We start from the raw sequence: 19,391 nt of genomic DNA, 5'->3' as shown, positions 1-19,391 counted from the left end.
GCCCTTCTTCTGCACCGCAGTATCGCGGATGCGAGCGGAATGGCAAAGGGCTTGGAATGATTGCGCATCGCGGGGGTTGCCGAACGGCTGCTCGCTCCCGATAGAGTGACGGCAGGGCCCGCCAGCCTCTTCCCAAGGATCAGAAGTAACATGAGCGACATCGTCATCGTCTCCGCCGCCCGCACGCCTGTGGGCTCGTTCAACGGCGCCCTGTCGGCCGTGCCGGCGCACGAACTGGGCAAGGTGGCCATCCAGGCCGCGGTGGAACGGGCCGGCATCCAGGCCGCGGACGTCGAAGAGGTGATCATGGGCCAGGTGCTGCAGGCCGGCGCCGGCCAGGGCCCGGCCCGTCAGGCGGCGATCAACGCCGGCGTGCCCGTCGAGGCGCCCGCCTGGAGCCTCAACCAGCTCTGCGGCTCGGGCCTGCGCGCGGTCGCGCTCGCCGCCCAGCAGATCGCCGAGGGCTCGGCCCGGATCGTGGTCGCCGGCGGCCAGGAGAGCATGAGCCAGTCGCCGCACGCGGCCAACCTGCGCAACGGCCAGAAGATGGGCGAGTTCGCGTTCGTCGACACCATGCTGAAGGACGGCCTGTGGGACGCCTTCCACGGCTACCACATGGGCCAGACCGCCGAGAACATCGCGGCCCGCTGGCAGATCACCCGCGAGGACCAGGACAAGTTCGCAGTCGGCTCCCAGAACCGCGCCGAGGCCGCCCAGAAGGCCGGCAAGTTCAAGGAAGAGATCGCCCCGGTCACGATCAAGACCCGCAAGGGCGACGTGGTGGTGGCCGACGACGAGTACATCCGCCATGGCGTGACGCTCGACAGCGTCGCCGGCCTCAAGCCCGCCTTCACCAAGGACGGCTCGGTCACCGCCGCCAACGCCTCGGGGATCAATGACGGCGCCGCGGCTCTCGTCTTGATGAGCGCCGAGGAGGCCGAGAAGCGCGGCCTCAAGCCGCTCGCCCGCATCGCCTCCTGGGCCCACGCCGGCGTCGATCCGCAGATCATGGGCACGGGCCCGATCCCGGCCAGCCGCAAGGCGCTTGAGAAGGCCGGCTGGAGCGTCGGCGACCTCGACCTCGTGGAATCCAACGAGGCCTTCGCCGCCCAGTCGATCTGCGTCCTGCGCGACCTCGGCCTCGACCCCGAAAAGGTGAACGTCAACGGCGGCGCCATCGCCATCGGCCACCCGATCGGCGCCTCGGGCGCCCGCATCCTGACCACCCTGCTCCACGAGATGAAGCGTTCGGGCGCATCCAAGGGCCTGGCCACGCTCTGCGTCGGCGGCGGCATGGGCGTGGCCATGTGCGTCGAGAAGATGTGACGTACAGCAATCGGAGCCGCCGGGCGCAAGACCTGGCGGCCCTTTCAGGAGGAATAGCCGAATGGCCAGGGTTGCGCTCGTCACGGGGGGCACCCGTGGCATAGGTCGGGCGATCGTCGAGCGGCTGAAGGCCGACGGGATGAAGGTGGCCGCCGGCTATTCCGGCAACGACGCCGCGGCCGAGGCCTGCGCCCGCGAGCTGGGCGTGATGGTGGTCAAGGGTAACGTCGGCAATTTCGCCGACTGCCGGCACGCCGCCGAGGCGGTGGAGCGCGAGCTCGGCCCCATCGACGTGCTGGTCAACAACGCCGGCATCACCCGCGACGGGGTGTTCCACAAGATGACCTCCGAACAGTGGAGCGAGGTCATCCGCGTCAACATGGACAGCCTCTTCAACATGACCCGCCAGGTCATCGAGGGCATGCGCGACCGCGGCTGGGGCCGCATCGTCAACATCTCCTCGATCAACGGCCAGAAGGGGCAGATGGGCCAGACCAACTACTCCGCGGCCAAGGCCGGCATGATCGGCTTCACCAAGGCGCTGGCCCTGGAGAACGCCCGCAAGGGCGTCACCGTGAACTGCATCGCGCCCGGTTATATCGACACCGAGATGGTCCAGGCGGTGCCCGAAAAGGTTCTGGAAGGGATCATCGCCCAGATTCCCGTCGGCCGATTGGGTCGAGGAGAGGAGATCGCCGACATGGTGGCGTTCCTGGCGGGTGAACGGGCTGGCTATGTGACCGGGGCGACGCTCGCCCTGAACGGCGGCCAGTACCTGGTGGGCTGACGTTCTGTCGCAGCCCGCCTACAGCCTCTCCGACGTCCAAAAAGCGCCCCAGTCCAGCGGCATCTGCTGGTGCGTGATGGACGGCGGGCCGACGGCGGTAATGAGGTCGATCTGCGCAGCCTTGGTCTGCGCGCTCGTCGGATTCGCCGGCTCCGCCCAGGCGCAGTCCCTGCGCGCGGTGCTGTTCGGCGAGCATGGCCCCTCCATGGGGCGCGACTTCTCCGCCCCGCCCGTGGCCCGCTACGTCTCCGAGGACGGCGACGTCTTCACCCTCGACCTCACCCAGGGCCGGCCGCTCCTGAAGTTCGAGAACAGCCCCGAGGTCTGGGCCCTGCAGCCGCAGCCCGCCCCACGCGGCGACGTGATCTACAAGAACGACGTGGGCCAGCCGGTGCTGCGCGCCACCCGTCTCGGCGGCGTCACCGTCTTCACCACCCACCGCCCGGACGGCGAGGCCGCGGCCCTGGCCGGCGGCGGCGCGCCGCTCAGGCTGGCGCCGCTGGGCCCGCAGGCGCTGCTCGAGCGCCTCGGCCAGGCGTCCCTGCGGGCCAGCCGGGCGGCCAAGCACGTGATCCTGTTCGACGCCGAGGCGACGCCGGCCTCCTCGGCTGTGATCGCCGATGCGGCCACCGTGGCGAGCGTCGCGGTGGCGCGACTTTCCGAGCATCCGCAGGGCCGCAGCCGCCTGGCCGGGCTCAAACGCGTGTTCCTGGAGGAGGGCCGGCGTGTCGCCGCCACCGTCCAGAAGGGCACGCTGAAGATCACCGTGACGCCCAGCCAGGGCCTTGCCGGCCGTCCCTCGTCGGGCCGCATCGCCGCCGCGGTGGCCGCGCCGGACCGCTGAGGCCGGACCTAGCCCTTGAAGTTGTCCTTGGCCGCGCGCACCGCGCCGAAGGCCTCGTGGTCCGGCTTGCCGGCCGCCCCGACCCGGCCCGCCAGCGCCGGCGCGCGCAGGAACGGGTTGGTGGCCTTCTCCAGGGCGATGGTGGTCGGCACGGTGGGCTCCCCGCGCTCGCGGGCGGCGAAGATCTGCTCGGTGCGCGCCTTCACCGCCGGGTCGTCGTCCACCGAGAGCGCAAAGCGCGCGTTCGAGGCCGTGTACTCGTGCGCGCAGTAGACCTTGGTGTCGTCCGGCAGCGCGGCCAGGCGCTGCAGGCTCGCCCACATCTGCGCCGCATCCCCCTCGAACAGCCGGCCGCAGCCGAGCGCGAACAGGGTGTCGCCCACGAAGGCGATCCGGTCGGCGGCATCGAAATAGCTGACGTGGCCCAGGGTGTGGCCGCCGCTCTCGATGACCTGAAAGTTGGTGGCGCCCAGGGACACCACCTCGCCGCCGGCGACCTCGCGGTCGAGCGGCGCGATGCGGGTGACCTCCTTGGGGCCGACGATCTCGGCGCCGGTGGCGGCCTTGATCTCGGCGTTGCCGCCGGCGTGGTCCGGGTGCCAGTGGGTGTTGAGGATCAGCGCCAGCTTCCAGCCGAGCTTGTCGAGCTCCTTCAGGATGGCCGTCGCGTCCGGCGTGTCGATCGTCGCGGCGAGGCCGGTCGCCTCGTCGCGGATGAGGTATCCGTAGTTGTCGTCGAGACAGGGGAACTGATGGACGGTGAGCGGCATGGTGGGGCCTCCTGGCGCGACAACCGAAGGCAAGCCATTTAGGTTGGCGAGGGTGCTTCGTCGAGACCGACGCGAAGAGGGCCATGCGCCGCGACGTCCTTGAGCTACGCCAGTTCTACGCCTCCGACCTCGGCCGCGCCGCGCGCCTGATGGTCGGCCGCAAGGTCGTGGAGGCCTGGGGCGACGCGCGCGGCCTCGACGTGCTTGCCCTCGGTTATGCGACCCCCTTCGTGGCGACTCTGGCCCCCGCCGCGCGCCGCGTGGTGGCCGCCATGCCCGCCCAGCAGGGGGTGGAGATCTGGCCGGCCGGGGAGAAGAACCTGGCGAGCCTCGTCGGCGAGGACTGCCTGCCGTTTCCCAACGCCATGTTCGACCGCATCCTCCTCGCCCACGCCATCGAGGAGAGCCCCGACGCGGTCGCGCTCCTGCGCGAGGTCTGGCGCGTGCTGGCGCCCTCGGGCCGGGTGATCGTCGCCGTGGCCGCCCGCAACGGCCTTTGGGCCAACGCGGAGAAGACGCCCTTCGGCCATGGCCGTCCCTACACCCGCGGGCAGCTCGGCGAGCTGCTGCGCGAGGCCGAGCTCGAGCCCTCCGGCTGGACCCGGGCCCTTTATGTGCCGCCGGCGAACTGGCTGGCCGGCATGGCCGAGCTGTTCGAACAGGCGGGCTCGCGGCTGTGGCCGGGCTTCGCTGGGCTCGTCCTCATGGAGGCGGTGAAGCAGACCTTCGCGGTCAAGCCCAAGGGAGCGCGGGTGCGCGCGCGGGTGGCCAAGCCCATCCTCATACCCGCTCCGGGCGCAGCGCCGGTGTCCCGAAGCCCGGCGTCGCACAGCCCTGCGCGCCGCTCGGGTCTTGGAGCGAGCCGCCGGAGGCCTTAGCTTGGCGTCCGAGATTCCCGCGTTCCCGCGTTTCGGAGATCCCTCGCCATGAAGATGATCGTCGCGGTCATCAAGCCCAGCCGCCTCGACGCCGTGCTCGACGCCGTGACGGAGGCGGGGGCCTCCGGCCTCACGGTGACGGAAGTTCGCGGCTATGGCCGCCAGCGCGGCAAGACCGAGGTCTATCGCGGCGCCGAATACGAGGTGAAGCTGCTGCCGAAGGTGAAGCTGGAGTGCGCCGTGCCCTCCGACATCGCCGAGCGGGTGGTCGACGCCATCTCCAAGACCGCCAACACCGGCAAGATCGGCGACGGGAAGATCTTCGTCATGGATCTCGAGCAGGCGCTGCGCATCCGCACCGGCGAGCGCGACGCCGCGGCCATCGCCGGCTAAGGCTCGGCGTCTTCCTGCGTCGCGAACAGGCTGTCGATGCCGTCGGCCGCCTTCTTGCGCCGCGGCCGCTCCCACATCACGCCCGGATAGCCCTTCAGCGGGCTCAGCGCCTCGCCGGCATATTCCCAGTCCGCCTTCTCGGCGAGGTTCACGTGGTAGCGGGTGTCGCGCCCCGTGCGGGCGAGGAACAGGGCGCGCGGGATGTTGACGATCTTGGGCGAGCGGGCGCGCTCGTAGAGCATCGGCGTGCCGCAGCGGCCGCAGAAACTGCGCACCGTCCGCGCCGCCTCGTCGGCGTAGCGCACCAGCGCCGCCTCGCCCTCCAGGATGCGGAAGCGGCTCTTCCAGCTGCCCACATAGGTCGCGTAGGCGGCGCCATGGGCCTTGCGGCTGCGCTCGGAGTGGTCGTGCCAGGCCCAGACCGCGGGCACGTCGATCTCGACGCGAACCGTCCCGCACTGGCAACGCGCCTCGGCCTGCACGGCGGATCGTCTGGCGGGGCTCGGCATCAGCGTCCTTCGGCGGCGGCGTTCGGCTCGGAGCCCTAGCCTGGCCCGCCGTCAGCGTCCTGTCAGCAGCCGCCTCAGCCGATCCGGATCCGCCAGCTTCGCGTGACGGCCGGCCGGCCCTGCCGCGTGACCGTGTAGCTGGCCTTGTAGGTCCCGGCCGGCCAGCCGGCGGCGGGGCGCTTCACGCCGATGTAGGCGATGTGCTGGGCCTTGGCCGATTCCAGCGGCGGCAGGCTGCGCTGGGCGAGCGTCGCGCCGGTCGGCGAGACGAGGCTCAAGGCGATGACGTCGCCGGCCTGCAGGTCGATGGCCCGAGCATAGGCCACCACATAGGCCGCGCCGGCGCCGGGCGGCGCGACGCCCCCGGCCTCGACGTCTTCCATCTTCACCGGGCCAGCCGCGAAGCCGGCGTTCAGCACGGCGCCCTGCTTGTAGCCGAGCTGGGCCATGGCGGCCGGCGTCCACAGCGGCTTCTTCAGGGCGCAGCCCGCCTCCGCGGGGTCGGGCGCGAAGGGATCCACCACCTTGCCGTCGCGGCGGACCGTCACGTGCAGGTGCGGGTATTCGGTGTTGCCCGACAGGCCGACCCGGCCCAGCGGCGCGCCCGCCGCCAGCTTCTGCCCAGGCTTCACCGCGATGCTGCCCCGGGCCATGTGGCAATACTGGGTCTCCCAGCCGCCGCCGTGATCGACGATCACTCCGTTGCCGCACTCCTGGCCCTTCACCGACGCCGCCCCGGCCGCCCGCACCGAGACGTCCGCCACCCCGTCCCGCAACCGGCTCACCACGCCGGGCGCGGCGGCCAGCACCGTCACGCCCTTCTTCTGGGCGGCCATGTCGAGCAGCCGGATGTCGACGCCGTTGTGGTCCTGATAGGTCTCGCGCCCGCAGCGGTAGTCCGCGGCCCCGGGGCCCGGATCGCGGTCGACGTAGTTCTGCACCTCGCAGCTCACGCCGATCCGGCAGGAGAGGGGAAAGCCGAGGGACGGCGGCGCGGCGGCCGGGGTCGCAGCCGCCAGGAGGAGAGGGGCGAGGGCTCCGATCATGGGGCCAGCTTCGCGTCAGGGCGCGACGCAAATGTGGCCGATGTTCAGGCCTTGCTGAGCAGGAAGATCGCCGTCTCGGCCCGCCAGTTCTCCAGCACCCCGTGCGGGTTCATCGGCCGGGCGGGCTTGCCGCCGGACAGCGCCGCGCAGGCGTCGATCCGCAGGGCGAGGTCGCCGCAGAGGTCGGTGAAGTCCTTTAGGGTGCACAGGTGGATGTTGGCCGTCGCCCACCAGGGATCGGGCAGGGCGCGGGTTTCCGGCATCCGGCCGCGGGTCATCAGCGACACCCGCATCCGCCAGTGGCCGAAGTTCGGCACCGAGACGATGGCCTGGTCGGCGATGCGCAGCAGTTCGGAGAGCACGTGCCGCGGCTCGCGCATCTGCTGCAGGGTCTTGGAGAGGATTGCGTAGTCGAAGGCGCGGGTCGGGAAGTAGTCGAGGTCGCGGTCGCCGTCGCCCTGAACCACCGCCAGACCCTTGGCGAGGCAGGCGGCGACGTTCTCGGTGTCGAGCTCCAGGCCCTGGCCGTCGACGCCGCGCTCCCGGGTGAGCAGCTCCAGCAGCTCGCCATCCTCGCAGCCGACGTCCAGCACCCGCGCGCCCGGCTTCACCAGCCTCAGGATCTCGCGGAAGTCCTCGCGCACGGCGCTCACTTCAGGCCCCGCGCGTGGGCCGCCGCGCCGATGAAGCCGCGCAGCGTCGAGTCGAGCTGCGGCTCGTCGAGGAAGAAGGCGTCGTGCCCCTTGTCGGTCTCGATCTCGACGAAGCTCGCCCGTGCGCCGGCCGCGTTCAGCGCCCGCACCAGATCGCGGCTCTCGCCGGTCGGATAGAGCCAGTCCGAGGAGAAGGAGAGCACGCAGAAGCGCACTTGCCGCGCCTTCTGGAAGGCGTGCGCCAGCACCCCGCCGAACTGGCCGGCGAGGTCGAAGTAGTCGAGCGCCCGGGTGATGTAGAGGTAGGAATTGGCGTCGAAGCGGTCGACGAAGGCCGCCCCCTGGTGGCGCAGGTAGCTCTCCACCTGGAAGTCGGCGTCGAAGCCCCACGACAGGCCGTCGCGTTGCAGCTCCCGCCCGAACTTCCGCTGCAGGGCCGCTTCCGACAGATAGGTGATGTGGCCGGCCATGCGGGCGACGGCGAGACCCTTCTCGGGGCGCACGCCATGCGCGTCATAGGCGCCGCCGCGCCAGTCGGGATCGGCCATGATCGCCTGGCGGCCGACCTCGTGGAAGGCGATGTTCTGGGCCGAGTGGCGGGGCGCGGTGGCGATGCAGACGCAGGAGAACAGCTTCTCCGGATAGTCCGCCGCCCACTGCATGGCCTGCATGCCGCCCATCGAGCCGCCGATCACCGCGAACAGGGTCTCGATGCCCCAGGCCTCCATCAGCATGGCCTGGGCGCGCACCATGTCGGCGATGGTGATCACCGGGAAGGTGAGGGCGTAGGTCTTGCCGGTCGCCGGATCGATCGAGGCCGGGCCGGTCGAGCCCATGCAGCCGCCGATGACGTTGGTGCAGACGATGAAATAGCGGCCGGGGTCCAGCGGCTTGCCGGGCCCGACCATACGGTCCCACCAGCCCGGCTTGCCGGTGAGCGGGTGTGTCGAGGCTAGGTGCTGGTCGCCGGTCAGGGCATGGCAGACCAGGATGGCGTTGGACTTCTCGGCGTTCAGCCGGCCGTAGGTCTTGTAGCCGATCTCCAGCGGGCTGAGGGCCGCGCCCGAGTCCAGGCGCAGGGCCTGCTCGGCCGGGAATCGCCAGATTCCGCCGTCCTCGTCCGCGAAGCTCTGCGCCGTCGCCTTGCCCATGCGGCCTTGGACCGCCAAGCCCCTTCACTGTCAATGCTTCGCAGCGGGCGCGGGCGCCGCTATGAGGTCTGCCGCAACCGGGTGGAGCGTCCATGGATCGGCTGATCCTCTTCCGACACGGCAAGGCCGAAGCCGAGAGCGCCAGCGGCGAGGATTTCGATCGCCGGCTGGAGCCGCGCGGCCTCGAGGAGTCGCTCGAGATCGGCGAGACCCTCGCGCGGCTGGGCTTTTCGCCGGACCTCGCCCTCGTCTCGCCCGCCGCCCGGGCCCGGGAGACCTGGGCCGCCGCCGAGCCCGCCTTCCCCAACGCGCGCTTCCAGCTGGAGCCGGAGCTCTACAACGCCGACTCCGGCACGGTGCGCCACGCCGCCGAGACCGCCGGCAAGGGCTGCTCGACCGTGATGGTGGTGGGCCACAACCCGGGCCTCCAGGAACTCACCGTCCGGCTGCTGATGGAAGGCTCGGCCCCGCCGCAGCTCATCGATCGCGCCCGGCGCAAGTTCCCCACCGCGGCCGCCTCGGTGTTCCTGATCGACGCCAACGGCCGCCCTGCGTTCGACGGCCTGTTCTTTCCGGAGCGCTGAGCATGCGGATCTACAAGATCCTGCCCCGCCGCGACTGGGAGCAGGCGTGGGGCGCGCAGGTCTACGAGGGCTCTGAGCTCGACCGCGCCGACGGCTTCATCCACTTCTCCACCGCCGCCCAGGCGCAGGAGACCGCACGTCGCCACTTCCATGGCCAGAAGGACCTCGTGGTCCTTGAGATCGAGGCCGACGACCTCGGCGCCGACCTCAGGTGGGAGCCCTCGCGCGGCGGCGATCTCTTCCCGCACCTCTACGCCGCCCTTCCTGCCTCGCTGGTGCGCGGGGTCGCCGACGCGCCGCTCGACCCGGACGGGACGCCGCTGATCGGGATCCTGCCTTGAGCCTGCTCCACGGCCTGGCCACCCGCGCCCTGCGCGGCCTCGACCCGGAAGACGCCCACGGCCTGGCCATTCTCGGCCTGAAGATGGGGCTCGGCCCCTGGGGCGGCGCCGACGATGCGATCCTCGCCGGCTCGCTCGGCGGCATCGCCCTGCCGAACGTCGTCGGCCTCGCGCCGGGTTTCGACAAGAACGCCGAGGTCTTCGGCCCCATGCTGCGCGCCGGCTTCGGTTTCGTGGAGTGCGGCACGGTCACGCCGAAGCCCCAGGCCGGCAACCCGCGCCCGCGGCTGTTCCGCCTCAGCGAGGACCGGGCGGTGATCAACCGCATGGGCTTCAACAACGACGGGCTGGAGGCCTTCGCGAGCCGCCTGGCGCAGCGCGGCCCGACCGGCGTCGTGGGGGCCAACATCGGCGCCAACAAGGACGCCGAGGACCGGATCGGCGACTACGTCACCGGCCTCAAGCGCCTCTGGGGCATGGCCTCCTACTTCACGATCAACATCTCCTCGCCCAACACGCCGGGGCTGCGCGCCCTGCAGACCAAGGCCGCGCTCGAGGAACTGCTCGGTCGCCTCGCCGAGGCGCGCGACGCCCTGCCGCCCCAGGGGCGCGTCCCGATGTTCCTCAAGGTGGCCCCCGACCTGGAGACGGGGGAGGTCGAGACCATCACCGAGACGGTCCTCGCCCACGGCCTGGCGGGGATCATGGTCTCCAACACCACCGTCTCGCGGCCGGCGCTCAAGTCGCGGTTCCGCGAGGAGACCGGCGGCCTCTCCGGCGCGCCGCTCATGGGCCTTTCCACCCGCGTGCTGTCCGAATTCGCCGCCGCGGCGCAGGGCCGGCTGACGCTGGTCGGCGTCGGCGGCGTCGCCTCGGGCGCCGACGCCTACGCCAAGATCCGCGCCGGCGCGGAGGTGGTGCAACTCTATTCGGCTCTGGTCTTCGAGGGGCCCGGCCTCGTGACGCGCATCAAGCGCGACCTTGCGGCGCGCCTGCGGGCCGACGGTTTTGCTTCCGTCGCCGAAGCGGCGCAGGCGAGATAGGGGCTGGCCGCCCGCCGGACCGACAGCGTGACCTGCGTTGCCGAAGCCGGCCGGCTGGACTATCGGAATTGAGTATGGCGGACGCGCCCACGCCGCAGGAGCCTCCGATCCCGGAACGGCCCCGCTTTTTCTGGCCGGGCGGCCTGTCCGCGCGCCTGCTGACGCTCACCATCCTGTTCGTGGCGTTCGGCGGCGCACTGTCGCTGCCGCCGGCGCTCGCCGCCTTCGAGGAGCAGTGGCTGCTGGACCGCGTCCGCGCCGCCGAACTCGCCTCCCTCGCCCCCGAGGTCGCGCCCGACCGGGTGGTGTCCGAGCAGCTCAAGACCGAGCTCCTGCGCGGCGCCGGGGTGGAGATCGTGGCCATCTCCAACGAGAAGATCCGCAGCCTGGTCTTCGCCTCCACGGACCGGACGGCCAAGGCGCCCTACCTCGTGGACCTGCGCGGCAACGTCGGCCTCGATCTCCTCGCGCCCTTCCGCACCCTGTTCAGCGCCCCGGACAGCCGCATGCGGGTCATGGCCGCGCCCCGCTTCCGCAAGGCCGACTTCGTGGAGTTCGTGGCGCCCGACGCCGAGCTGAAGAAGGCGCTCGTCGGCTATCTCTGGCGCGTCGTGCTGATCATCGCCTTCGTGTCGGCCATGGCCGGCGTGCTGGTCTATCTGACGCTCAACTACTTCCTGGTCCGCCCGATGCAGCGGATCACCTACGCCATGGAGCGGTTCCGCGCCGACCCGGACGATCCCCAGGCCCGCGTGCCGTTGTCCGGCCGTCGCGACGAGATCGGCCGCGCGGAGTCCGAGCTCGACCGGATGCAGGCTGACCTGCGCGTCGCGCTCAACTCCCGGGCCCGCCTGGCGGCGCTGGGCGAGGCGGTGGCCAAGATCAACCACGACCTGAAGAACATGCTGACCTCGGCCCAGATCGCCTCCGAGCGGCTGGCCGCCCTGAAGGACCCCAAGGTCAGCCAGGCCCTGCCGCGCCTGGAACGGGCGCTCGACCGCGCCGTCAGCCTCGCCTCGGGCGTGCTCGCCTACGGCAAGACCCAGGAGCCCGCGCCGGAATCCCGGCCCGTCCGGCTCGCCGCCGTGCTCGAGGCCGCGGCCGAAGAGGCGCGACTGACGCCGGAGGGCGTCCGCCTAGCCAGCGATGTCGATGCCGCCGACCAGGTGGTGGCCGATCCGGACCAGCTGCACCGCATCCTCGTCAACCTGCTGCGCAACGCCCGCGAGGCCATCGAGCACCAGGAGGGCCGCGATGCCCCCGGCGAAGTGGCCGTCTCGGTCGCCTATCCCGACAACTTCACCGTCATCCGTGTCGCCGACAATGGGCCCGGCCTGCCGGAGCGCGCCAGGGACCGGCTCTTCCAGCCCTTCGCCGGGTCGGGACGCCCGGACGGCGCAGGCCTTGGCCTCGCCATCGCCCGTGAGCTCGCCCAGGGCCATGGCGGAGATCTGGTGCTCGCCGAGAGCGGGCCGGCCGGCGCCGTCTTCGAGGTGCGTCTGCCGGGAGCGCCGCCGCGGGCCCGCAAGGCCTCCGCCAGCTGACGCGCATGTGGTGATTCATTATTCCCCGCGCGCAATTCTTAATTCGCCAGGGATAACACCATGATCCGTTCGGGTGGATCTTGAATGTCTTAGAAGAAGAATTCGGAACATCAATAACAGATCAAAGTCAATTTAGGTACATTACGAGGTGGAGGCGCATTGATGCATTTCGTATCCATCTTATGTGACCGACACGAACACCTTTGAAACGACGCAGGTCGGCTCGGCGGAGCGGTCGGCCCAGCTTCGGAAATTCATGCAGACGGCCCAGCCGTCTGGTCGCGAGCGAACCTTCGGCGAGGATGAGATCATCGTCTCGAAGACCGACACGCGCGGAACCCTCACCTACGTCAATCCGGTGTTCCTGCGCCTGGCGGACCTCGAGGAGCGGGAGGCGATCGGCGCGCCGCACTCGGTGATCCGCCACCCGGACATGCCGCGCGGCGTCTTCAAGCTGCTCTGGGACCGGATCCAGAGCGGGCAGGAGGTGTTCGCCTACGTGGTCAACATGGCCCGCAACGGCGACCACTACTGGGTCCTGGCCCATGTGACGCCGACCTTCGACGCCGCCGGCCGGATCACCGGCTACCACTCGAACCGTCGCGCGCCGGATCGCGCCGCCCTCGCCGAGGTCCAGGCCATCTACGCCCGGATGCGCCAGGTGGAGGCGACCGCCGGGGCCAAGCAGGCCGCCGCCGATGCGTCCGTCGCGGCGCTCACCTCGATGCTGGCCGACCAGGGGCTCACCTATGATCAGTTCATCTTCAGCCGCTGAGACGCCGGCCGCGTCGCAGGTTCCCGCCGACGAGGACTTCGCCCGTATCTGCGAGGTGATGCGGCGGGCGTCGGAGGGCGATCTCGAAGGGCGGGTCTCGCCCATGCCGGAGGATCCGGTGCTGCGTGGCCTGGCCCTGTCGCTCAACGCCCAGCTCGACCTCACCGACGCCTACGTGCGCGAATCCCGCGCGGCGCTCGAGCACGTGGCCCGCGGCGTCTACTACCGGCGGGTCATGGAGCGCGGGCTGCTGGGATCGTTCGCCCAGGCCGCCGGCGTCATCAACCAGGCCATGGGCGCCATGGGCGCCAAGGTCGCCGGCATGGAGGCCCTGCGCGGCAGCCTGCTGGAGATCGCCGACCGGGTCGCCTCCTCGGCCCAGGAGCTGGAGGCCACCGCCCAGAGCCTCGCCGGCGTGGTCACCCAGGTGCGTCAGGGGACCACCGCGATCGACGAGAGCGCGCGGGCGACCACGGAGAACGTCGCCGGCGTGGTTTCGGCGACCGAACAGCTCACCGCCTCGATCACCGAGGTCGGGACCCTCGCCGGGTCCACCTCCGAGGTTTCGCGCGACGTCGTCGGCCGCACGCGCAGCACCGCCGACTCCATGCTGCGGCTCAAGGAGGCCTCCGACCAGATCGGCGAGGTCGTCGACCTGATCCGCACCGTCGCCAGCCAGACGAACCTGTTGTCGCTGAATGCGATGATCGAGGCCTCGCGGGTCGGGGAGGCGGGCCGCGGCTTCGCGGTGGTCGCGGCCGAGGTCAAGGCGCTGGCCCGTCAGACCGGCGACGCCACGGTGGAGATCACCCGTCAGGTGCAGTCGGTCCAGGATCTCAGCGGCGTCGTCACCGGCGCGCTCGAACAGGTGCGCGCGACCATCGACCGGCTGGCCGGCATGTCCGAGCAGGTCTCGGTGGCGGTGGAGCAGCAGAGCGCCGCCACCCAGGAGATCTCGGCGCACATGCAGCAGGCCGCCGACGGCGCCCGCGACGTGGCCGGCGGCATCAGCCAGGTGGCCGCGGCCATCGGCGAGGCGGACAACGCCGCCCAGAACATGTTCGACGCCGCCCGCGAGGTGGCCGACCAGGCGAGCCGCCTGCGCTCCGAGCTCGACAACTTCCTCGGCGCGTCGGCGACCGACTAGAAGCCGCGCGCCACGCCCTCGCGGCGGGGATCGGCCGCGCCGGCCAGCCCCTTGGGCGTGCGCATGATGCCGTGCAGGCCCGAGCCCTCGGCGCCGAAGCCGGAGGTCAGCTTGACGCCCTTGGCGGCGAGCCCCTCGGTGACGGCCGGCGGCATCTTGTCCACCTCGCTCGCGTAGATCGAGCCGGAGGCGATCACGTTGGGCAGGCTGATGGCCTGCTGCATGGGCAGGTTCCAGTCGATCACCCCGACCAGGGCCTTCAGGGTGTAGGCGACGATCGCGGGTCCGCCGGGCGAGCCCACGGCGGCCACGAACCGCCCTTGCCGGTCGAGCACGATGGCCGGGCTCATCGCCGAGCGCGGCCGCTTGCGCGGCGCCACGGCGTTGGCGGCCGGCGTGCCGTCGGCCTGGGTGGGCGAGAAGGAGAAGTCGGTCAGCTGGTTGTTCAGGAAGAAGCCGCCGACCATCCGCCCGTCGCCGAAGATGCTCTCGACCGTGGTGGTCATGGAGACCGCGTTGCCGTCGGCGTCGACGATGACGAAGTGGGTCGTGCCGCCGGGCTCCTGGGTGTGGTCGGGGCCGAAGTTCGGCGCGCCCTTCGGCTTGCCCGGCGCGGGCGGCGGACCGGCCATCGGACCGATCAGGGCGGCGCGCTCGGCGGTGTAGGCCGGGTCGAGCAGGCCCGCGGTCGGCACCTGAACGAAATCGGGGTCGCCGATGTAGCGGTCGCGATCGGCGTACATCAGCCGGCTCGCCTGGGTGAACAGGTACCAGCCCTGCGCATCGTCGGGCCCGTGGTTGCCGATGTCGGTGTGCGAGAGGATGCCGAGCGCCTCGAGCACCGCCGGCCCGCCCGAGGGCGCCGGCGGCAGACAGACCACATAGACCCGGTAGGGACGGCAGAGCGCCTCGCTCTCCTCCGGCTTATAGGACTTCAGATCTTCGAGGGTCATGCTCCCCGGAACCGGCCCTTCGTGCAGCTTGGCGACGATCTGTTCGGCGATCGGCCCCTCCAGCAGCGCTTTCGGCCCTTCGGCCGCCAGCTTGCGCACGGTCGCGGCGTAGGCCGGGTTTCGCATGATGTCGCCCTGCTTCACCTTGGTCCCGTCAGGCTTGGTGAAGTAGGCCACCGCGTCCGGCGTCTTCGCCTGCGGGTAGGGCGAGGCGGCCGACATCGCCATCCGCCCGGGAACCGGGAAGCCCTGATCGGCCAGCCGCTCGGCCTCGCCGAACAGTTGGCTCCACGGCAGCTTGCCGTGCTCCTTTTGGGCCAGGGACAGCATGGCGATGGCGCCGGGCACGCCGGCCGAGCGGCCGGAGGTCATCGCGGCTCCGCGGTCCATGGGGCGCCCGTCGGGCGTCAGGAACATGTCTGGGGTCGCCCCGGCCGGCGCGGTTTCACGGCCGTTGTAGGCGGTCACCTTCTTCGTTCCGGCGTCGTAGAAGACCATGAACGAGCCGCCGCCGAGGCCCGAGCTCTGCGGCTCCACCAGGCCCAGCACGGCCTGCACGGCCACCGCCGCGTCCACCGCCGAGCCGCCGGCCTTCAGCACCTTCAGCCCGGCCTCCACGGCCATCGGATTGGCCGCCGCGACCATGGCGTGGGGGGCGAGGCCCTCCTGACTTGCAGCCGTCGGGGCGGGCGCCGCGGCGATCGGGGTCTGCGGCGCCGGCGAGGTGGCGCAGGCGGCGAGCAGGCCGGCGAGGGCGAACGGCAGGAGGCGGCGGTACGAGGACACGTTCAAGCAGCTCCGAACTTGAGGAAGCGTCACCTTTAAGGTGTGCGCGCGTGGACAACAAACCTCGCGGCGTGCGAGGTCCTGAAGAATGGAACGATCCGAAGGGGGCGCGTCGCCCGGCGCCCGCAATCTGATCACCGATGTTCCCGGCCTGGGCGTGGGCCAGGCCGAGGACGCCCGCGTCCGCACCGGCGTCACCGTCATACTGCCGCAGGACCGCGCGGTCTGCGCGGTCGACGTCCGCGGCGGCGCGCCTGGCACGCGCGAGACCGACGCCCTTGCCCCCGAGAACCTGGTGGAGGCCGTGGACGCCGTCGTGCTCTCCGGCGGCTCTGTCTATGGCCTGGCCAGCGCGGACGGCGTCGTCGCCTGGCTCGGCGCGCGCGGCCGCGGCTACGGCCTGGTGGCCGGGATCCCGCCCTCGCCGGTTGTGCCGGCGGCGATCCTCTTCGACATGGCCAACGGCGGCGACAAGGCCTGGGGCGAGGCGCCGCCCTATCGTGCGCTCGGCGCGGCGGCGGTCGCCAGGGCCGGCGCCGATTTCCAGCTCGGCACGGCCGGCGCCGGCTACGGCGCCATGGCGGGATCGCTGAAGGGCGGCCTCGGCTCGGCCTCGATCGTCGCGGCGGATGGCTTCACGGTCGGGGCCATCGTGGCGGTCAATTCCTGGGGCTCGGTGGTCGCCCCCGGCGGCCGGACCTTCTGGGCCGCCCCCTACGAGATCGGCGAGGAGTTCGGCGGCCTCGGCGCCGCGGGCCTTCGCGGGCCCGCCGACCACTGGGGCCTCGCCAAGGGCCAGGCCTCGACGCGCAACACCACCATCGCCTGTGTCGCCACCGACGTGGCCCTGACGCCGGCCCAGGCCAAGCGGCTGGCGGTGATGGCCCAGGACGGGCTCTCGCGCGCCATCCGCCCGATCCACGCGCCCTTCGACGGCGACGTGGTCTTCGCCCTCTCCACCGCCCGCCAGCCCTGTCCGGAGGCGAAGGACCTGACGCTCGCCCGTCTCGGCGCGCTCGCCGCCGACACCCTGGCCCGCGCCGTCGCCCGCGCCGCCTACGAGGCGAGGCCCTGGCCGGGCTCGGACGTCCCCTGCTGGCGCGACCTGACGTAGGCCGCGAACGCCGCCTCCACCCGGTCCAGCACCGCGCGCCAGTCCTCGCCTGCCTGCTGCCGGAAGAGGCGGATCGACGGGTACCAGGGCGAGTCGCTGCGCTCGAGCAGCCAGCGCCAGTCGGTGTCCACCGCCGGCAGCAGCACCCAGCAGGGCTTGCCCATGGCGCCGGCCAGGTGCGCCACCGAGGTGTCGACGCAGATCACGAGGTCGAGCTGATCGAGGATCGCCGCCGTGTCGGCGAAGTCCTTGGCGCCGGTCGCCGCGGGGTCGAGGTCGATCACCCGCGCCGGCAGTCCCTTCAGCCGCTCGGCCTCGGCGGCCCCCAGGGAGCGGTTGCGGTCGTTGGAATGCCCGGGGTTGCCGTACGGCTTGATCCCCATCTTGAAGCCCTCGCCCAGAGACGGCCACGGGCTCACCGCCCGCAGGTAGGGCGCGTTCGGGAGCTCCTCGGGCGTGCGGCAGCCGAGCCGCGCGGCCAGCGAGCCCTGCATCACCCAGAAGTCGGGATCGGGGAACTCCACCGCGCCCGAGGCGGCCAGCGCCCGCACGCCGAGCGCGCCTTCGAACAGGCGCACCAGTTCAGGGTAGCAGAGCAGGGTCACGTCCGCCCCCCGCGCCTTCAGCACCCCGGCGAAGCGGGCGTACTGGATCTGGTCGCCGAAGCCCTGTTCGGGCCAGATCAGCAGGCGCTTGCCGGCCACCTCCTCGCCGCGCCATTCGGCGAAGGGCAGGGCGGGCTTGCGCATCCCGTCGAGGACGTGCCGCGCCTCCAGCAGCTGGAAGCCCTCTTCATAGCGGCCCTGGGCGAGCAGGGTCACCGCCAGTACCCGCGCGCTCGCCGCCGCGCCGGGCGCCAGCGCCAGCACGCGGCGGTACTCCGCCTCCGCCTCGGCCAGGCGCCCCTGCATCCGCAGGACCCCGGCCAGATGGTGCCGCGGCTCGGGCTCCTCAGGCGAAAGCGCGACCGCCTCGCCATAGAGGCGCTCGGCCTCGGCGAGCCGGCCGGCCCGCCGCGCCACATCGGCCGTCGCCAGGAGGGCCTTGAGGTCGTTGACTTCCGCTGTCACGCCGCCACCCATGGCCCATGCGCCTGACGCAAGACAACATCCTTGGCGAGTTCATGCGCGCCGGCGAGCTGCAACAGGCCGGCCGCTGGAGCGAGGCCGCCGAGCTGTGGCGCGCCATCGCCGCCGCCGCGCCGCAGAGCCCCGAGGCGCACGCCAACCTCGGCGCGGCCCTGCTGGAGCTCGGCGCGTTCGCCAACTCGGAGGCCGAGCTGACCAAGGCCGCAGGCCTCGCGCCCGAAGCCTCCTGGGCGCACTACCACCTGGCCCGCCTGTTCCACCTTACCCATCGGCCGCAGCCGGCGGAGGCCGAATACCGCCGGGCGCTCGCGGTGGCGCCCGACGATGCGAAGGTTCGCCTGGGGCTTGGCCAGCTGCTCCTAGGGCTTGGCCGCTACCCCGAAGGCTGGCCGCTCTACGAGGCCCGCAAGGACATCCCGTCCCAGAACGCGCCCCGGCTCGACCTGCCAAACGAATGGCGAGGCGAGACGGTCGCCGGCAAACGCCTTCTGATCTGGCCCGAGCAGGGCTTCGGCGACCAGATCCAGTTCGCCCGCTTCGCGCCGGTCCTGCAGGCGATGGGCGCGGAGGTGACCCTCGTCGCCCCGCCCGAGCTCGCGGCCGTCTTCGCCAGCCTGGGCGTCACCGTCGTCGAGCAGGCCGAGCGCCTCAGGCTGGAGACGCCGGACCACTGGACCCTGCCGCTCTCGATCCCCGGTCGCCTGGGCGTGACCCTCGAGACCGTCCCGGCCACGCCCTACCTGTCCGCGCCCGCCGACCGCCGCGCCAAATGGGCCGGCTACGCGCCGCAGGGCGCCGTCGGCGTCGTCTGGCGCGGCCGGCCGACCCACGGCAACGACGCCCATCGCTCGCTGCCGTCCCTGGCCGCCTTCGAGCCCCTCGCCGACGCAGGCGCGACGCTCCTCGACCTCACCGAGCCCCGCGGCGACTTCGCCGACACCGCGGCGATCCTCGACCAGCTCGATCTCGTGGTCACCGTCGACACCGCAATCGCCCACCTGGCCGGCGCCATGGGCAAGCTCTGCTGGGTGCTGCTGCCCTGGTTCCGCACCGACTGGCGCTGGCTCGAGGACCGCGCCGACAGCCCCTGGTATCCAAGCCTGCGCCTCTTCCGCCAGCCGGGCCCAGGCGCCTGGGATCCGGTGCTTCAGGAGGTCGCTTCCGCCTACCGGACGAAATTCGGCAGTTGAAACCCGCCGCGTCGGTCGCTAGATAGCCGCCTCTCGCCGCAAGGCGGTGCGCGCCCGTAGCTCAGCTGGATAGAGCATCAGACTACGAATCTGAGGGTCGGACGTTCGAATCGTTCCGGGCGCGCCATTTTCTCCTGAAACTCAGCATCTTAGATCAACTCGGCGTCGCCGGGCTTTTACAGAGCTAGCCCTCCTTGGCTCGGCTCGATCTCTCTAAGTATCAGAGCTTGCTCGTATTTTCCGCGCTCTGACAGTCTGGGGTTCAGCCTGAAGCGGCAGCCGCACCCTCGCCCGCTGCCGTGCCCGGCAGCAGAAGTTCCTATTTTGTTCTTGACGAGCCGCGGGGGACCTATATACATCTGTGACCCATCGGGTTTGCGTCAGGCCGGGTTAGGCGCCAAGCTCTCAACCGGGGAATGAACCGGGGGGCTTATGACTACTGCACCGATTAGTCTGTATTTCGATCTAG

Annotated in this window: 20 protein-coding genes and 1 tRNA gene; 14 read left to right on the top strand and 7 right to left on the bottom strand. The window is 71.4% G+C overall.

The window, feature by feature from the left end:
• Window positions 1-150: 150 nt before the first annotated feature.
• The 3 genes from DJ017_RS00105 to DJ017_RS00095 all read left to right on the top strand — a co-directional run bounded on the left by DJ017_RS00105 (window position 151) and on the right by DJ017_RS00095 (window position 2,957).
• On the top strand, window positions 151-1,326 hold the full coding sequence (locus tag DJ017_RS00105) for an acetyl-CoA C-acetyltransferase (RefSeq protein ID WP_111526798.1): 1,176 nt from the start codon (window positions 151-153) through the stop codon (window positions 1,324-1,326).
• A 61-nt stretch (window positions 1,327-1,387) separates the two neighbouring features.
• On the top strand, window positions 1,388-2,113 hold the full coding sequence (gene phbB, locus DJ017_RS00100; RefSeq protein ID WP_111526797.1) for a beta-ketoacyl-ACP reductase: 726 nt from the start codon (window positions 1,388-1,390) through the stop codon (window positions 2,111-2,113).
• A gap of 121 nt (window positions 2,114-2,234) precedes the next feature.
• Window positions 2,235-2,957: a DUF4908 domain-containing protein gene (locus DJ017_RS00095; RefSeq protein WP_226999958.1), complete on the top strand. Its 723-nt coding sequence runs from the start codon at window positions 2,235-2,237 to the stop codon at window positions 2,955-2,957.
• Window positions 2,958-2,965: 8 nt separating this feature from the next.
• Here the strand turns inward: DJ017_RS00095 and gloB are convergent, their stop codons facing one another.
• The gene (gene gloB, locus DJ017_RS00090; protein ID WP_111526795.1) at window positions 2,966-3,727 is read right to left on the bottom strand and encodes a hydroxyacylglutathione hydrolase; all 762 of its coding nucleotides are present in this window, start codon (window positions 3,725-3,727) and stop codon (window positions 2,966-2,968) included.
• A gap of 83 nt (window positions 3,728-3,810) precedes the next feature.
• Here gloB and DJ017_RS00085 point away from each other — a divergent pair, with 83 nt between their 5' ends.
• On the top strand, window positions 3,811-4,605 hold the full coding sequence (locus DJ017_RS00085) for a class I SAM-dependent methyltransferase (protein WP_111526794.1): 795 nt from the start codon (window positions 3,811-3,813) through the stop codon (window positions 4,603-4,605).
• Window positions 4,606-4,653: 48 nt separating this feature from the next.
• Complete coding sequence (locus DJ017_RS00080; RefSeq protein ID WP_111526793.1) at window positions 4,654-4,998, top strand: P-II family nitrogen regulator; 345 nt, start codon at window positions 4,654-4,656, stop codon at window positions 4,996-4,998.
• On the opposite strand, the gene DJ017_RS00075 is transcribed toward DJ017_RS00080, so the two are convergent.
• The 4 genes from DJ017_RS00075 to metX all read right to left on the bottom strand — a co-directional run bounded on the left by DJ017_RS00075 (window position 4,995) and on the right by metX (window position 8,357).
• Window positions 4,995-5,507: a GFA family protein gene (locus tag DJ017_RS00075; protein ID WP_111526792.1), complete on the bottom strand. Its 513-nt coding sequence runs from the start codon at window positions 5,505-5,507 to the stop codon at window positions 4,995-4,997. The two genes, DJ017_RS00080 and DJ017_RS00075, sit on opposite strands and share 4 nt — an antisense overlap.
• Before the next feature lie 74 nt (window positions 5,508-5,581).
• Window positions 5,582-6,553: a M23 family metallopeptidase gene (locus tag DJ017_RS00070; protein ID WP_111526791.1), complete on the bottom strand. Its 972-nt coding sequence runs from the start codon at window positions 6,551-6,553 to the stop codon at window positions 5,582-5,584.
• A 44-nt stretch (window positions 6,554-6,597) separates the two neighbouring features.
• Window positions 6,598-7,206 carry a methionine biosynthesis protein MetW gene (gene metW / locus DJ017_RS00065; RefSeq protein WP_111526790.1) on the bottom strand — a complete coding sequence of 203 codons (609 nt, stop codon included), beginning with the start codon at window positions 7,204-7,206 and terminating at the stop codon, window positions 6,598-6,600.
• The gene (gene metX, locus DJ017_RS00060) at window positions 7,203-8,357 is read right to left on the bottom strand and encodes a homoserine O-acetyltransferase MetX (RefSeq protein WP_111526789.1); all 1,155 of its coding nucleotides are present in this window, start codon (window positions 8,355-8,357) and stop codon (window positions 7,203-7,205) included. Before metX ends, metW begins: the two co-directional genes overlap by 4 nt.
• A 92-nt stretch (window positions 8,358-8,449) precedes the next feature.
• Between metX and DJ017_RS00055 the strand changes: the two genes are divergently transcribed.
• The 6 genes from DJ017_RS00055 (at window position 8,450) to DJ017_RS00030 (ending at window position 13,791) form a co-directional block, all read left to right on the top strand.
• Entirely contained in the window at window positions 8,450-8,941 is a 492-nt protein-coding gene (locus DJ017_RS00055; protein WP_111526788.1) for a SixA phosphatase family protein, read from the top strand.
• Window positions 8,942-8,943: 2 nt separating this feature from the next.
• Complete coding sequence (locus DJ017_RS00050) at window positions 8,944-9,282, top strand: DUF952 domain-containing protein (RefSeq protein WP_111526787.1); 339 nt, start codon at window positions 8,944-8,946, stop codon at window positions 9,280-9,282.
• Window positions 9,279-10,325, top strand: coding sequence for a quinone-dependent dihydroorotate dehydrogenase (locus DJ017_RS00045; RefSeq protein WP_111526786.1), 1,047 nt, complete (start codon window positions 9,279-9,281; stop codon window positions 10,323-10,325). The genes DJ017_RS00050 and DJ017_RS00045 overlap by 4 nt, the downstream gene beginning before the upstream one ends.
• Window positions 10,326-10,399: 74 nt before the next feature.
• Window positions 10,400-11,869: a sensor histidine kinase gene (locus tag DJ017_RS00040; protein ID WP_111526785.1), complete on the top strand. Its 1,470-nt coding sequence runs from the start codon at window positions 10,400-10,402 to the stop codon at window positions 11,867-11,869.
• A gap of 184 nt (window positions 11,870-12,053) precedes the next feature.
• Entirely contained in the window at window positions 12,054-12,644 is a 591-nt protein-coding gene (locus tag DJ017_RS00035; protein ID WP_226999957.1) for a PAS domain-containing protein, read from the top strand.
• Window positions 12,619-13,791 (top strand): methyl-accepting chemotaxis protein, encoded by a 1,173-nt coding sequence (locus DJ017_RS00030; protein WP_133255354.1) that lies wholly within the window; start codon window positions 12,619-12,621, stop codon window positions 13,789-13,791. The genes DJ017_RS00035 and DJ017_RS00030 overlap by 26 nt, the downstream gene beginning before the upstream one ends.
• On the opposite strand, the gene ggt is transcribed toward DJ017_RS00030, so the two are convergent.
• Window positions 13,788-15,530, bottom strand: a complete 1,743-nt coding sequence (gene ggt / locus DJ017_RS00025) for a gamma-glutamyltransferase (RefSeq protein WP_377284514.1) — start codon at window positions 15,528-15,530, stop codon at window positions 13,788-13,790. The two genes, DJ017_RS00030 and ggt, sit on opposite strands and share 4 nt — an antisense overlap.
• Before the next feature lie 88 nt (window positions 15,531-15,618).
• On the opposite strand from ggt, the gene DJ017_RS00020 reads away from it, so the two are divergent.
• On the top strand, window positions 15,619-16,644 hold the full coding sequence (locus tag DJ017_RS00020) for a P1 family peptidase (protein ID WP_111529893.1): 1,026 nt from the start codon (window positions 15,619-15,621) through the stop codon (window positions 16,642-16,644).
• Here DJ017_RS00020 and DJ017_RS00015 read toward each other — a convergent pair.
• Complete coding sequence (locus DJ017_RS00015) at window positions 16,587-17,714, bottom strand: tetratricopeptide repeat protein (RefSeq protein WP_165830478.1); 1,128 nt, start codon at window positions 17,712-17,714, stop codon at window positions 16,587-16,589. The two genes, DJ017_RS00020 and DJ017_RS00015, sit on opposite strands and share 58 nt — an antisense overlap.
• A 17-nt stretch (window positions 17,715-17,731) precedes the next feature.
• On the opposite strand from DJ017_RS00015, the gene DJ017_RS00010 reads away from it, so the two are divergent.
• Together DJ017_RS00010 and DJ017_RS00005 are read left to right on the top strand one after the other, a co-directional pair.
• Window positions 17,732-18,922 carry a tetratricopeptide repeat protein gene (locus DJ017_RS00010; protein ID WP_111526781.1) on the top strand — a complete coding sequence of 397 codons (1,191 nt, stop codon included), beginning with the start codon at window positions 17,732-17,734 and terminating at the stop codon, window positions 18,920-18,922.
• Between the two features lie 50 nt (window positions 18,923-18,972).
• Window positions 18,973-19,049: transfer RNA gene (locus DJ017_RS00005), tRNA-Arg, on the top strand.
• Window positions 19,050-19,391: the final 342 nt, after the last annotated feature.

The sequence above is a fragment of the Phenylobacterium soli genome (assembly GCF_003254475.1).
Lineage (GTDB): Bacteria > Pseudomonadota > Alphaproteobacteria > Caulobacterales > Caulobacteraceae > Phenylobacterium > Phenylobacterium soli.
The sequence above is the reverse complement of the archived record's forward strand: the minus strand, read 5'-3'. Positions and strand labels throughout refer to the sequence as shown.